12 protein-coding genes are annotated in these 13,988 nt (G+C 62.8%); 7 read left to right on the top strand and 5 right to left on the bottom strand.

Annotated elements, in window-relative coordinates; genetic code table 11:
- The first annotated feature begins 17 nt into the window (after positions 1-17).
- The 7 genes from dndC (at position 18) to FSB78_RS10500 (ending at position 9,459) form a co-directional block, all read left to right on the top strand.
- A complete protein-coding gene (gene dndC, locus FSB78_RS10530; protein WP_199743165.1) occupies positions 18-1,517 on the top strand; it encodes a DNA phosphorothioation system sulfurtransferase DndC in 1,500 nt (499 codons plus the stop codon).
- Complete coding sequence (gene dndD, locus FSB78_RS10525; RefSeq protein WP_147082502.1) at positions 1,514-3,514, top strand: DNA sulfur modification protein DndD; 2,001 nt, start codon at positions 1,514-1,516, stop codon at positions 3,512-3,514. The genes dndC and dndD overlap by 4 nt, the downstream gene beginning before the upstream one ends.
- Positions 3,495-3,863 (top strand): DNA sulfur modification protein DndE, encoded by a 369-nt coding sequence (dndE, locus tag FSB78_RS10520; RefSeq protein WP_147082500.1) that lies wholly within the window; start codon positions 3,495-3,497, stop codon positions 3,861-3,863. The genes dndD and dndE overlap by 20 nt, the downstream gene beginning before the upstream one ends.
- Positions 3,860-5,029 (top strand): cysteine desulfurase family protein, encoded by a 1,170-nt coding sequence (locus tag FSB78_RS10515; protein WP_147082498.1) that lies wholly within the window; start codon positions 3,860-3,862, stop codon positions 5,027-5,029. Before dndE ends, FSB78_RS10515 begins: the two co-directional genes overlap by 4 nt.
- 33 nt (positions 5,030-5,062) lie before the next feature.
- Positions 5,063-6,160, top strand: coding sequence for a hypothetical protein (locus tag FSB78_RS10510; protein ID WP_147082496.1), 1,098 nt, complete (start codon positions 5,063-5,065; stop codon positions 6,158-6,160).
- 129 nt (positions 6,161-6,289) lie between these two features.
- Positions 6,290-8,044, top strand: a complete 1,755-nt coding sequence (locus FSB78_RS10505; RefSeq protein ID WP_147082494.1) for an FRG domain-containing protein — start codon at positions 6,290-6,292, stop codon at positions 8,042-8,044.
- Between the two features lie 410 nt (positions 8,045-8,454).
- A complete protein-coding gene (locus FSB78_RS10500) occupies positions 8,455-9,459 on the top strand; it encodes a hypothetical protein (protein WP_147082492.1) in 1,005 nt (334 codons plus the stop codon).
- Between the two features lie 123 nt (positions 9,460-9,582).
- Here the strand turns inward: FSB78_RS10500 and FSB78_RS10495 are convergent, their stop codons facing one another.
- Genes FSB78_RS10495 through FSB78_RS10475 form a run of 5 tightly spaced genes read right to left on the bottom strand, consistent with a single transcriptional unit; the run spans position 9,583 to position 13,987 of the window.
- Entirely contained in the window at positions 9,583-10,872 is a 1,290-nt protein-coding gene (locus FSB78_RS10495; RefSeq protein WP_147082490.1) for a DGQHR domain-containing protein, read from the bottom strand.
- The gene (locus FSB78_RS10490) at positions 10,869-11,387 is read right to left on the bottom strand and encodes a hypothetical protein (RefSeq protein ID WP_147082488.1); all 519 of its coding nucleotides are present in this window, start codon (positions 11,385-11,387) and stop codon (positions 10,869-10,871) included. Before FSB78_RS10490 ends, FSB78_RS10495 begins: the two co-directional genes overlap by 4 nt.
- Positions 11,387-11,845 carry a hypothetical protein gene (locus FSB78_RS10485; RefSeq protein ID WP_199743164.1) on the bottom strand — a complete coding sequence of 153 codons (459 nt, stop codon included), beginning with the start codon at positions 11,843-11,845 and terminating at the stop codon, positions 11,387-11,389. Before FSB78_RS10485 ends, FSB78_RS10490 begins: the two co-directional genes overlap by 1 nt.
- Positions 11,842-13,782, bottom strand: coding sequence for an AAA family ATPase (locus FSB78_RS10480; protein WP_147082485.1), 1,941 nt, complete (start codon positions 13,780-13,782; stop codon positions 11,842-11,844). Before FSB78_RS10480 ends, FSB78_RS10485 begins: the two co-directional genes overlap by 4 nt.
- Complete coding sequence (locus FSB78_RS10475; RefSeq protein WP_147082483.1) at positions 13,772-13,987, bottom strand: hypothetical protein; 216 nt, start codon at positions 13,985-13,987, stop codon at positions 13,772-13,774. The genes FSB78_RS10480 and FSB78_RS10475 overlap by 11 nt, the downstream gene beginning before the upstream one ends.
- Position 13,988 lies beyond the last annotated feature (1 nt).

The raw sequence follows: 13,988 nt of genomic DNA, 5'->3' as shown, positions 1-13,988 counted from the left end.
TGGACTAGGATTCAGACGTGCAAAAAGACAACAAGCAAACCGCCAAGCCGCAGCTCACGGGTCCCGAATCGATCGCCCGCCTGATGGAGGACGTGCGTGAGATCTATCTCTCCGATAGCCGTCCGTGGGTGGTGGGCTACTCCGGTGGCAAGGATTCCACCACCGCGCTTCAGATCATCTGGACCGCGATCACCGCACTGCCGAAGGAGCAGCGGACCAAGACGATCTACGTGATCAGCTCCGATACGCTGGTCGAAACGCCGGTCGTATCCCGCTACATCGACGTCACGCTTGAACGGATCGCCGCCGCGGCCATCGAACAGGGCATGCCGATCATCACGCAGAAGGTGGTCCCCGACGTCGACCGCAGCTTCTGGGTGAACCTCATCGGTCGAGGCTATCCCGCCCCATCGCGCCGGTTCCGCTGGTGCACGGAGCGGCTGAAGATCGAGCCGGCCAACGAGTTCATCAAAAGCCGCGTCGCGGAGTTCGGCGAGGTGGTGATGGTTCTCGGCGTACGATCGCAGGAGTCGTCGACCCGCGCACAGGTGATGTCGCTTCACAAGATCGAAGGATCGCGGCTGTCGCGGCACTCGTCACTCCTGAACGCCTTCGTATACGCGCCGATCGCCGCCTTCTCGACCGACGACGTATGGACCTACCTGCTCCAGAACCCGTCACCTTGGGGCAACGACAACCGCGACCTCGTCGCGATGTATCGCAACGCCTCTTCCGGAGAGTGCCCTCTGGTGGTCGACACGACCACCCCGTCCTGCGGCAACTCGCGCTTCGGATGCTGGGTCTGCACCGTCGTGGAACGCGACAGGGCGATGGAGGCCATGATCGATTCCGGTGAGGAATGGCTGACGCCTCTGCTGGAGTTCCGTGATCTGCTCTCAGGTACACAGGTGCCCGAACGCAAGCGCGAGTTCCGGGACTTCCGGCGCCGGACCGGACAGATCAACTTCATTCCCAATACTGACCGGGTCATGCCCGGGCCGTACACCCTCGACTTCTGCCGTACGCTTCTTCGTCGGCTGCTCGAGACGCAGAACGAGGTGGCGCGCGAAGCCCCGATCGGGGAGGCTCCCACGCTGATCGGTGAGAACGAGCTTCACGAGATCCGGCGCCTATGGCGCACCGAGCGCGGGGATTGGCCCGACAGCGTGCCCCGCATCGTCCGCGAGACGCTGGGCAAGGATCTGGACTGGGTCGCGGAGGACACCGTCTCGTTCACGGCCGACGACGGAGATCTGCTCGACGAGATCTGCGCGGGAAACGATGTGCCGACCGACCTCGTCATGCGTCTTCTCGACATCGAGCGTGCATCGCATGGCCTCAAACGGCGGCACGCGGTCCACACGCGCATCGAGGACGCGTTCCGTCTCGAGTGGCGGGACCTGGACATCGTGGTCGACGAGCAGCGTCGGAAGCTCGGTCTTTCCGACGACGTGCTCGTCGCGGATGATGAAGCCGAAGTCGAGGAGGCCTTCGACGCTGAGGGCGGCGCGCGATGATCCTTCGGGCAATCGAGCTCGAGAACTTCGGGCTATATGCGGGTCGCCAGCGCATCGACCTCGTTCCAACACGGGGTCGACCGGTCGTTCTCATCGGCGGACGCAATGGCGCCGGCAAGACGACGCTCCTCGAGGCGGTTCGTCTGGCACTGTACGGACGACGCGCCCTCGGGCTGCGCGTCGCCCAATCCGAGTACGAGGTCCATCTACGGAACCGCGTGCACGTCGGCGCCCAAGGCGAGCCCGCGAAGGTCGCGTCCGTCGGGTTGGAGTTCGACTACGCCGAAGCGGGTGTGGTGCAGCGGTACCGCGTGTCACGCCGATGGACGGTTCGGGGCGCCAAGGCCGTGGAGACGCTAACCCTCGAAAAGGACGGAGCCCCGGTCGACACCGTGCCTCGTGACGAGTGGCACGCGTTCCTTCAGGAACTCATTCCACCCGGCGTCTCGCAGCTCTTCTTCTTCGACGGCGAGAAGATCGCGGACATCGCGAGGGATGATCCCGATGAGGGCCTCGCCGATGCGGTCCGCGGCCTGCTCGGCATCGAACTAGTCGGACGTCTGCGGACCGACATCGGCCTGTATCTCGCCCGACGCAGCCGCCGGGAGGACGGTGCGGCCGCCGGCCGCCTGGAGACCGTCGTCCGCGACATAGCGGCTCTGGAGCGACGGATCGGAGACATGTCGGAGGACGTCGCGGAGCTGAGCACACGTCATCTCTCCCAGACCGGCGCCGCCAACAAGGTCCGACAGCGATTCATCGCCGAGGGAGGCGACGCGGCCAACCAGCGCGCGTCGCTCGAAGCGAGCCGGAAGGAAGTAAAGGAGCAGATCGGCAGGCGGGAGCACGAGCTGCGCGATCTCGCCGGTAGCCTGCTGCCATTCGCCATGGCCCCGAAGCTACTGGCAAGGTACTCGGCTGCCCTTTCGAAATCCGGGAGCGCTGGCGCGGCAGAGGAGGCCGACGCACTTCGGCGCCGCCTGCTCGCGTGGCGCGACGGCGGCGATCCGCAGCGGGGCGCTACTTGGAAGGATGCGCACTGGAAGGATCTGGAAGGCTTCCTCAAGGCCGACGCCGACAGTCCCGGTGTCGCCGATCCCACGCTGGACGGCCTCGATGCCGCCGAACGGCGGAGGCTCACGGCCCGGATCGCGGAAGCGCGGGACACGGTGCCCGCCAAGGCGTCGGTGCTCGTGTCCGACCTCGATGCCCTGACGAAGCGCCTTCGGAGCTTCGATGCGGAGATCGTGCGGGCATCCGGTCACGCGGCGGGCGTCGTGCTCGACGAACTTCTGCTCGCGGAGAAGGACGTTGGGGTAATCGAGGCCCAGTTCAAAGCCCGGACCGAGGAACTCCGCAGTCTCGAGTACCAGCGCGCAACCCTGATCCGCGAGAAGGAGCGGGCGATCGAGGCACAGACCGAGGCTGCCGCCACCGAGGAGCGCGCCGCGCTGGCGGGTCGGGTCGGCCGAGCCCTGCAGCAGTACGAGGAAAGGCTACTGGATCTCAAGATCGAGCAGCTGCGCAAGGAGTTCGTGGAGCGGTTCAACCATCTCGCGCGTAAGGGCGATTTCGTGGCCGACGTTCGCATCGATCGCTCGACGTTCGATGCGACGCTTATCGACAAGTCCGGTGGCGAGATCCGAAAGTCCAGCCTGTCGGCCGGGGAGAAGCAGGTCTACGCGATCGCCATGCTGTGGGCCCTGGCCCGCACGAGTGGACGCGCACTGCCCATGATCATCGACACGCCGTTGGCGCGACTGGACTCGGAACATCGATCGACCATCGTCGAACGCTACTTCCCGGAGGCGAGCCACCAAGTGATCGTCCTCTCGACCGACACGGAGGTCGACGGACGCCTGCTCGAGCAGTTGTCGCCCAGCATCAGCCATTCCTACCGCCTCGAATACGACCACGAGCTGCGTTCTACGCATGCGATACCGGGTTACTTCGGGGACGGCGACACGGAGGTCGTTCATGCGCTACAGCAAGCTTAAGATCTCGGCGGACGCGACGAGCCGCCTACGATCGATCAGGCAGAGGACGGGGGTCACCCCCAACCTGCTCTGCAGAGCCGCGCTCATGCTATCTCTGGAAGAGGGCCCCGTCACCTCACTCGCGCCCGATGACAAGGGGCAGGAGTTCAACGCCTACACTCTAACCGGCGAGCATACGGGCATGGTGGGCGCACTGCTCCGCTTCGTCGAACAGGAGGACGGCGGTCCCGAACTCGCGGACGAGGAACTGCTCGATCGTCTCCGCGCCCATATTCATAGGGGCGTGGGCACGCTTGCGGTACGCGCCAAGTCTCCGGCCGATCTCGGCCGTCTGGCCATGACCTCGTGACGAACGGCGCGAAGGGGCCGGTCTATCTGGACAACAACGCGACCACCGCGGTCGACCCGCGCGTCGTCGCCGCCATGACGCCCTACCTGACGGAGATCTTCGGCAATCCGTCCAGCGTCGAGCATGTGCACGGCAACCGCGCCCAGGCGGCCGTAGCGAAGGCCCGACAGCAGATCGCCGCCTCGCTTAACGCTCGCGACAACGAGATCATCCTCACTGGGAGCTGCACCGAAGCCGACAACATCGCGATCCTCGGAGCCGCACGCGCACGTCCGGAACGCAAGCATCTGGTGACGACCGCCATCGAGCACCCCGGCGTCATGGAGCCGTTCCGGCAACTGGAACGTGAAGGCTTCGAGCTGACCGTCCTCGGGGTCGATGAGCATGGTCGCGTTGACCCCGCCGCCGTTGAGTCCGCCCTTAGGGAGGACACCGGTCTCGTCTCGGTCATGGGTGCGAACAACGAGGTCGGCACCATCCAGCCGATCGGTGAGATCGGTGAGATCTGCGAGCGTCGCGGCGTGCTCTTCCACACCGACCTCGCTCAGCTGATGGCGCACCGGAAGGTGGACGTCGCCGCCGAGCACATCCACCTCGCCAGCGTATCGGGCCACAAGGCCTACGGGCCGAAGGGCGTGGGCGCGCTGTATGTGCGTTCCCGTTCGCCGCGGGCGCGCGTTCAGCCGATCATGTTCGGCGGTGGGCAGGAAAAGGGGCTTCGACCGGGCACCGTGGCTGTCCATCTCGTCGTCGGGCTCGGCGAGGCGCTTGAGGTAGCTGGACGGCAGGCGGCAGCTGACGACCAGCGGCTCCGCGCGATGACGGCGAAGTTCCTGGAGGTCGCCCGGGGCGCGATCGACGGCGTCGAACTCAACGGCCACCCCACCGAACGGATCGCGACCAACATCTCGCTCTCGATCCCAGGGGTCGAACCGCTTGCGTTGATGCACAGGTTGAATCCCTTCTTCAGCTTCTCTGCATCGAGCGCCTGCGCGACGGAGAAGGTGCAAACTAGTTCCGTCCTTCTTGCGATGTTCGGCGACACGGCCCGAGCGCGGCAGGCGTTCCGGGTATCGCCGGGTAGGTTCACGGAAGCGGAGGACATGAGGAACTTCGCTCACCTTCTGGTTGAAACCGCAGCGGATCTGCGGCGCTACGCAGCCTGAGCGCCGTCGCGACGAGGCAACCACAGGACATTCGTGACGATGCCAAATGATAGCCGTAAGGGGAACGACTTCACCGAAAAGACGAGAGCGATCATCGGCCATCGGGCAGGTTTTCGTTGTTCGCATCCGGCATGCCGCGCGCCAACGGCTGGCCCTTCCGCCGAAAGCGAAGCAGCACGGTCCGATACCGCGACGGCGAGTCACATCATTTCGGCGTCGCCCAATCCCCCGGCCAGACGTCGTCGTCCAGTCGGTGATAAAACGGAACTTCACGGTCCGGACAACGGCATCTGGATGTGTGGCACCGACGGCAGACTCATCGATACCGACGAATCGACGTATACTGTCGAGACCCTCCGACACTGGAAGCGGCTGGCAGAGCGGAGGGCGCATCTCGCTCAGATCCTGAAGAGGGATAGTGTCGTTCTCGCTGACGACGACACAATCAGCCATCCCCTGGCCCCTCTGTATCTTCCCGTCGGTCCAACTCGCGATCTGGTCGATCGCATCGATACGGTACTCATCGAAGCGTGCAGCTATGAGGTATGGGGAGCCGCGCCCACGCATGTGATCCGCGAGCTTCTGGCCGAAATCGTCCGCAATGCAGCTTCGTACGGGGGTGCGACCGAGGCCCTGCTCACGGTGGAGCCCACTCGAATACACCTGACGGACAACGGCGCGGCGTTCGACCTGCTGAGTCTTGTCGGGCACCAAAACGGAAGAGGGGGGCAGGCGGCACTCTCGACAGTCCTCCGCGACTGGTCGGGTTCAATCTTCGTTGAATCAGAGGTAACGAGCGAAGGGAATCGCTACACCGTCGCGCTCATTAGAACCATCAAGCAGCTCCAGGCGGTAACGCCCTGCACATTCACGCTCAACTACGAGGCCGTGATGGGACATGCAGAGCCTGTACCGTCCGACTACGATCAATGCAGCGTCGTTCATCTCATTTGGGACATCGGGATCACCTATTCCGATGTCGACGAAGCTCATGCATGGGTGGCCTGGCTCAGAGAGCTTGGTAAGGCGGTCGTGCTAGTTGCCCCGCCGATGTCCGACGGACTTCAAGAGTTTATTCGGGCGAAATTTCCTGAGGAGCGGCTGCTCATTCTACGGAGGGATGTCGCCTAGCTTCGTTCTCGGTGCATCCTGCTAGGCGGAAATCCGCCGTCGGTGGCATGCCGGCTTCGATAATCTTAGTTTACGCTGACAGTTCCGACTTGGAAGGTCCGAGGGCTCTCATAGGCAAGGTGTTTCCAGATGTTCAACGTCGATGCCCCCGCCGAGAACATCGGTGCACTCACCGCGTGGCTCAAGAAGGAACATCGGTCCGACTTCCTCTATCGCGGGCAGACGAAGGACTATCCGGTGATGGTGCCGTCCGTTTATCGGCATCTCGTCCCCGACATGTCTGATCCCTCGCCCATGGCGAAGGTGGATCCCGACCGACTCGACGGATTGTCCCTGCAGGCTCTCGCCCGTCTGGACATGCTGCAGCTTCTGATCAGGCTGGCCGGCGTCGGTCTCGGAAACATCATCGCCCAGCAGTACGGCCTAACCTCAGAGTCGCTCGACGTGACAGAGAGTATCGATGTCGCGAGCTTCTTCGCAACCAGGCGCTACCCACACTATGATCAGGTTGTAGACGGCATCGGCGTCATCTACCGGTTCGACTCCAGTGCGGATCGACGCCTTTCCCCTCCCTTCCGGATGCGCGACCTCGATGATCTCTTCGAGCGTGGAAAATCCGATATCGGGTTCTTCGACTTCTTCGTTCAAAAGCGCAGCCTCGATCGCGTATTCGATCGCGACCGATGGTTCGGCTTGGAGGAAGCAGAGGAAAGGGTGGTCTCTACGATACCCTTCGCGACCAGTTGGAGAGACCTTCGTGAATCCCTCGATGCACAGCGGGCCGAGCGCCCCCTTCAGCCTCGCGGGAAGCATGATCGCCTTGCGAAGGCCATCGACGGGCTCGATTGGGGGAAGACCCGCTTTGCGGAGCAGCACGGCGGTTTCCTGCGCCCGGCGATCTTCTGGAATTCGGCGGTGCCGAAGAGACATAGCGTCGTTCGTACACGTACGGATATGGCGCTTGCATACGGCGGAGTTGGCCTGCCGGGCGATCTAGATCTTCCGGACGATCCCGGACCGATCCGTGCGCTTCCGCTGGTCATTCCCTCGTCCGCGATCAAGCAGACGGCGATCGGTGTCGAAAACATTCGAGCCCGGCCAGACTGCCAACCGTTCTTCTTTCGGCATGGGCCAACCCGCGCCGCACCTATCTTGCGGCGCAGTCTCTGGCCTGAGCCCTCCGAGGATTCACTCTACGGCGCGCTTTGGCATGAGGCCATCGAGGCGTTGGCCCGCCGGCACTATCCCAATCACATCCCGCCTGTCGATGATCCGGAACAGGGGCTGCTCGATCGCGGCTATCGGGTCGTCGGCGAAGCGAAGACCAGGGATGCACGGAACCTTGACGATCTGTACCGGGGGCAGCTCGAGGACGTGGACGAGGTCATTTGCGCCTTCGGCGCCACTCCCGACCTCCTGGCGGCGAAGGGCGACGCTCTGGCGGAACTGGGGCGATCGCGGGCCGCGCTGGGCACCTTCGCTAACGGCTTGCGTACAGACCGGACGAACGTGAACCTGCTGGTGGGGCTTGTAGGTCTGCTCCGCGGACGGGGCCGGAAGAGGTGGGAACGACGGCTCGTCGACTACGCTCGCACCATTCACGCCGACGATCTGCGATTGATCGAGGCGGATACCGCCCTTTGTCTCGATGCCTTCGATCTCGAGCGCGCCGTTCCTGTCGTGGACCGAGGGTTGACGCTGACGGTCGAAGGGTCGCGCGAATGGGGTAGGCTCGTCTTCTACCGGATCATTGTCGCCGAGCTCCTCGGTGATCGGGTGCTGTCGACGGAGTTGCGCGCTGCTGCGGAAAGATTCGAGGTCGGCTATGCGGAACTCGACCACGTGGTAGAGACAGTTCGACATCGCTACGAGCGGCAGCGCTGATCACTTCGAAGTGCCCGGGACCGAACCCGTCGAGCGTCCGATATCCGTACCCTTGACAGGGATCAGATCGCGACCGATCGCAAGGGATCGATCACCGCAGGATCCCAGTCTTCGGGCGTTTGGATCAAAGAGGAGAGGGCTGCCATTGGGGTGCCGGAGCGCATGTAGGCGCAGAGAGTGCGGCCCGCCTCGCCCCGATTATCTTTGGGGGGACGTCAACGGTACTACCCGCCTCATTCCAAATCATCTGTTTGATCCGAACTTAGGAAATCTGACTGTGTTGCTGCCAGCCGGGCGGCCGTTCCGGAACACCATGCTTCGCCGACGAAGTCATCACGCTTTGCGAGCGTATCCGACCATCCTATGAGCACAAGGGGGCTTTGAGTTCCTCCTTGACGGAGGCTGCCCAAATGACTGTTGCCGATTTAACCTCTTACCATTCTTTCGCAGCGAGGGAGCGTCGAATAGCGGCGCTGATCGAATGTCGTCTGGCAACGCTCCGTTCCGGCGACTTCCCTAGGTTCGCCGGAGCCACGGCATCCATGCTAAAGGAGTGCACCGAGGACGCAGACTACGTCATCGAGATAGCACTGAGAGTTACGATGCTCGCGGACTTGTTTCCAACGATAGGGGACCATCAAGTCGCCGGGAATGAGAGCCGCGTCGCGAACCGTGTATGCGACTACGCGATGCGGGCCTCGTACGTCGCGGCAGACCTCGCTCCCCGCTTCCAGTCCATGGCAAAGAGCGCGCAACTGCTAGTTGAGAATGGCGAGCGGCGCGGGCTGCCAGTTAAGCTGGTCAGCGTACACCTCGCACAGTTCGGATTCTGGGAACAACCTGATGATGCGCAGTTCGTGGTCACGATTGAGACGCTGGGGCAGAACCTGCGGAGTCGTCACATGCCCATGACGACCGGAAGCGAAGAGGCTCTGGGAAGACTGTTCGTCACGGCGATGGAAACACTTGAACGGCGTGCTGTCGCCCGGGCCCGTTTGGACGATGCGAACGCCGACGGAACGATCGATCTCCTGTCGCTCAATGCGATTGCCCGAGTGGGGAACGCCATGGCGATCCTACAGACGATGATGACGCGGAACGATTTGACCCTCGGAAACGATTTCGAGCTCTGCTGGGAGGAAGGCGCGATATATTCGATCGCTGATGGCACCGACCGTGTGGCCTGGACGGGCTCCATTCTGACCGTCAGTGACTACGTTCTTCCGGAGACTACCTGCATCAACGCCATCGGACGTCCTGTTACTGACGTGATCGCCCACCCTGCGCTCGATGAACGCATTCTCGTCGGCACGGTCACGAGCCACGAGGGCGAAGGAGCCAATTTCGTGATCGCGTGTCTCGAAATCCCGGACCTCTACTTCAATGTGGAGTCGGGTCAGATCTGGTCAGCATGATAGCCGCGAAAGCCGGCCACGCTCGGGACGAAGCGCCGTCACGAGGTCAGTACCGGGTCGGCCGCAAGAACAGGCACTACCATCATGGAGCGCGCGGTCACTAAGAAGAACTGGCAACCGAGGTCATCTTCCAAGTCCGATCTCTTCCTCGATGGCGCGCCGGATGATGCTGCGACCGGAGCCCGAAGCGTTGCGGAAACGATCTTCCGTGAAATCAAGGTCCTCGGCAGGTTTCAGGATCGATCGGAAGTGGTCAACCGAGATCACCTTCGTCTCGTAGGCCGCCGGTGCCAACTTGCGCAGAATGTCGAACAGCGCTTGGACGCCAACGGTCTTGTAGATGAACGAGTCGACGGGCGCGAGCGCCCAGAACAGCTCGTTGCACGCCGTCAGGTAGTTCAGGACCATCGTATAGATAACGACGTCCTGCCCGTTGAAGTATGCCTCCCGAAGCGGCGACCTGTCCTTACGGCGGTCACGAATGTCCACTCGCCGGACCTTCCTAGGGGTCTGGAGACTATTCGCATCGCTCTTCGGGTTACTAGTAAGGAGCCTTGCGATCCCCTCGACGATGACGGCCGTCGACACCTTCCAGCCCGTCGTTCCCGTCAAGGCCGCCAACGCTGCGTCCTTCTTCGGCGCAATGACGATGCGTCCCTTCAATGGCGAGCCCTCGTCGCTTCCCAATCGGCGGGTGAGGAACACGGCCAGCTTATCCGGACTCCAGAACGATGGATCCTCGTCGTCGATGTTGTAGCCGAACATCTCGTACGTCAGACTCTTGTCGACCGGCTTCTGGTTCGAGTTGATCGTGGCGAATATCTGGGCCTGGAACGACTTGGGCAGGTCCAGGTAGATCGTGCAGATCATGTCCATGTCGAGGCGTTCAAGCACCTCGGCCTTGGTGAAACCGAACAGGCGATGCTGACCGTCGACCACTGCCGCCAACTTGCTTTCGCTGGGGATTACCAGCTCATGGCAGCCGTCATCGCCAACCTCGATCCGCCACCGCCGGTCGATGCCAGCCGGGTTGCGATCTTCCGGGCCAACTTCGGACTCTCCCGTCTCCTCCTCCTCGGCGTCCTCGTCGGCCTGATCGTCCGGAGCATCCTCGGTCGTCCCGTCGCTGGGACGTGAGTTCGCCGCCAGAATGATCGAGTTTGGAAAGGCGGTGTCATCACGATCGATGTACCTGCCGACCTCCTGGAGCCGCTTCTCGCGTTGCTCGCGCTGCGTGCCGCCGAGAACGTATGGCTTCTTCGTGTCGTCGGTGTGCTCCGCCGTCAGCACGTCGCTGAAGCAGACGTCGAGGAGCAGCCGGGCGGGCAGGGCGGCCACGAAGCATTCTGCGAGCTCCTGACGGATCCGCAGCGCCTTGGTGCGGTATGGGAACCGGGTTGCCGTCTCAGTCATGCGTCGAACCCATCCAAGTTGCCGTCCAAGGGACGGGCCGTATCACCGCCGACAGCGGCGAGGGGGAGTGTCTCATCGAAGAAGTCCGGGTTGTCGGCGTTTGCGATCCACCAGAACCAAAGCGACACGATCGTAGCCAGGATTGCGATTGTGATGGCCTTGTGCGCGGTGAGTCCGCGATCGAAGATCAGCCAGAAGCCGACCACCGCGAGCGCGATCGATGCGGGGAACGTGACGGCCTTCAGCGCCTTCAGATACCGCCCGAGGATGATCTGAAAGCATGTCGAGCCGACGAGCGCGGGGAAGAACGTCGCCAACGCGGTTCTCAGTGAGGCCAGATCGACTGGACTGTCGCCTCTGCCGAGATTGATCAATTCGACCCAGATGCCCAGCCCGCCGATGCCGACGACGCTACCGATGAAGAACGAAACAAATGTGGCGTGTCGCAGCGGGCGCTTCGTCCGCCGCCACAGGTCATGGCCGAGCTCACCCCAACCACCTTCAGTAGCCGCCATCAGTCCTCCCCCCCGGTCCATACGCCCGCATATCGGACCAACATCTCCTCCACGGTCGCCGGTGGAAGCATCACTTCGTCGAGCTTGGCGAAACCGGCCACGGCGTACCGGTTCAGAAGCTCGACCCCGATTTCGCTGAGGCCTGTGGTCTTCTGTGGATCCAGCAGCAGGATCATCTCGCGCTCGACCGATGCCTTGTCGGCCACGTTGATGCCCTTACGATCCAACTCGGCGTCAATCAGCAAGCCGGCGATGAAGTCCGCCTGGGGCTTGTAATCGTCGGGATAGATGGGATTGAACTCGGCGTCCTCGAGATCATCCTTCGCACCTAGGGTCCGCGCGCGGACGCCAACGAGCATGCATACGTACCAACTGTCGAACATCAGCCACCGTGGCGATCGTTGGTCACCGATAGTCTTAAAGAACGGCCGCGCCTTGGCGGGTAGCGTGAAGTTCACTGTACGGTCCCCGGTTCTGCTGCGTGGAAGCGCTTGAACTCGTCGAGTCCCTCCCGCATCTGCGACACGTCCCCGTCATCCTTCCAGATCGTGACGTAGCGGACATCCTGCCGCGGGTAGAACGCATCGGCAAAACCGTCCTTCTCACTCGAAATCACGAACATGATCATCTGATCGAACAGCTCCGGAATGACCTCGCCGACCTCCCGCCGCACGCGGGTGTCGAGCGAGACCGCAGGACTGTCGACGATGAAGGGTAGCTTGTGCGGAGCGGCGCTCAGCAATGACGTGATGAAGGCGTAGGCAACCGACAGGCTCTGGCCTTCGCTGACGCCGCCCTTTGCGCTCACACCGCTGGATTCAAGTTCCAAGGCTGATCCGATACGCGCGACCCGGAGGGGTTCACCCTTGACCAGCCGAGCGAGCTTCTCGTTGGTCGCCAAGCGAACACTCTCGCGCAGCTTGTCCAGCGCACTCTCCGCGACGAGATCAACCAAGGCAGTGATCTTGTCCGCCGACCGCGTGAACTCGACGGTCTTGGTGGCCGCGGCGTACTTCCGCTGGCAGGATTCTACCTCTGCACGACAGAGCGCCACGTTCGTCTTCCAGTCCAACCTCGAGAGCAGTTGGGTCTGCCGGTCGGTCGTGCTGAGATGACCGGCCTCCCGACTGATCCGTTCCAGGTCGACCTCGATCTGCTTCTGCTCGATCAGGAGGGACTTGAGCTCCTCATCGCCTGCCTCGACCTGCTCGCGTTGCAGCTGTTCGAGCTGCTGATCAAGCGAGCGCCGCTCGCGCAGTTTCGTCTGCAACTCCTTCGACGCCTCGGCGAACTCGTCACCCGTCGCGACGCTTTCGCGGACGCTGCGCTTCATCCGGTTGATGATCGTGATCTGGTCCTCGGCGAGATATTTGTCAGCGCCAGCGAGAATGGCGTCGTGCTCCTTCGGCCCAATCTTCGTCTCGCACACGCAGAATTCGGCGTGCGCCAGTTCGTGGAAGAACTCCTGCGATATGGTCTTCGGAAGCTGCAGCGTCGTGAGCCGCGTGCCCAAGCCACGGAGGCTGACGAGAAGGTCCGGACTGATCTTCGTCGGCGAGCGCATCGCCGCAAGCGATGTCGCGGAAAGTTCTGCGATCCGGCTCGATACCGAGGACAGCTCGGCGTCGAGCTTGGCCCGACGCGCCGCGAACTTCTCATCCTGCGCCGTTCGCTCGGAGATCCGACCCTTGATCTCGGCTTGGCGCGCGTCGCGCGTCTTCTTCTCCGACTGCAGGGTCTTCAGCCTCGACCGCAGCGTCGACAACGTGCGCTCCGCTTCGCTCAGCGCATTCTGCAGCCTGGTGACGCCCTTCTGCTCGCGTGCCGTCGTGATCGATGCCGCCTTTGCCTGCTCCAGGGCAACCAGCTTGGAGATGTCGCTCTTCAGCTGATCCAGCTGATCCAGTCGGTACAGGGTCCTAATGGCCCGCGTCGTGCGATCACGTCCCTCCGCTCGTATCTCCTTCGCGAATTCGCCGTCGAAGACGAAGAGTCGCGTGAACTCGGGCGTAAGCAGCTTGCGGAGGAGGGGAGGGAGGTTCCATCCTTCTTCCCTCCCGCCGGCTAGAAGGGCGGCGCGGGTCGTCCAATAGGTGGCGCGGCGGGCCACGAAGTCCAGTTCCAGCTCGACGCGGTACGGTTTGTCATCGATCGAGAGGCGCAATTCGAACAGACCGTGTTCCGTGTCGTCGTCGGCTCGCAATCCTACCACCTCGTCAGGCGTAAGATCGGCACCTGTCAGCACCGCACGAAGAAGCGTCATCGTCGTTGTCTTGCCGGTGCCGTTCGGCATCTGGACAAGCGTCCAGCGCGGCTCGCCGTCGAGTGAAACGGTGACGTCGCGGATTCCGCCGCGGACGTTTTCATAGCGCCAGCCGACGACCCTAAGCTCCACCTGGCGTGCCTCTGTTGTCGGTCGTCTCGACGCCGAGTTCGATCATGGCGAGGACGTCGCTCTGATCGTAATTGTCAGCGAGGCAATTCTCGATCAACCTCCGCAACCGGCCGAGGAGGGCTGGATCACAAGCACCCGGCACGAGGACCTCGTCCAAGGCCGCCGTGATGTTCGGATCAAGGCTGTCGTCACTGTCAACGGCCACT

The sequence above is a fragment of the Sphingomonas ginsenosidivorax genome, from assembly GCF_007995065.1.
Classification (GTDB): Bacteria; Pseudomonadota; Alphaproteobacteria; order Sphingomonadales; family Sphingomonadaceae; genus Sphingomonas; species Sphingomonas ginsenosidivorax.
The sequence above is the reverse complement of the archived record's forward strand: the minus strand, read 5'-3'. Positions and strand labels throughout refer to the sequence as shown.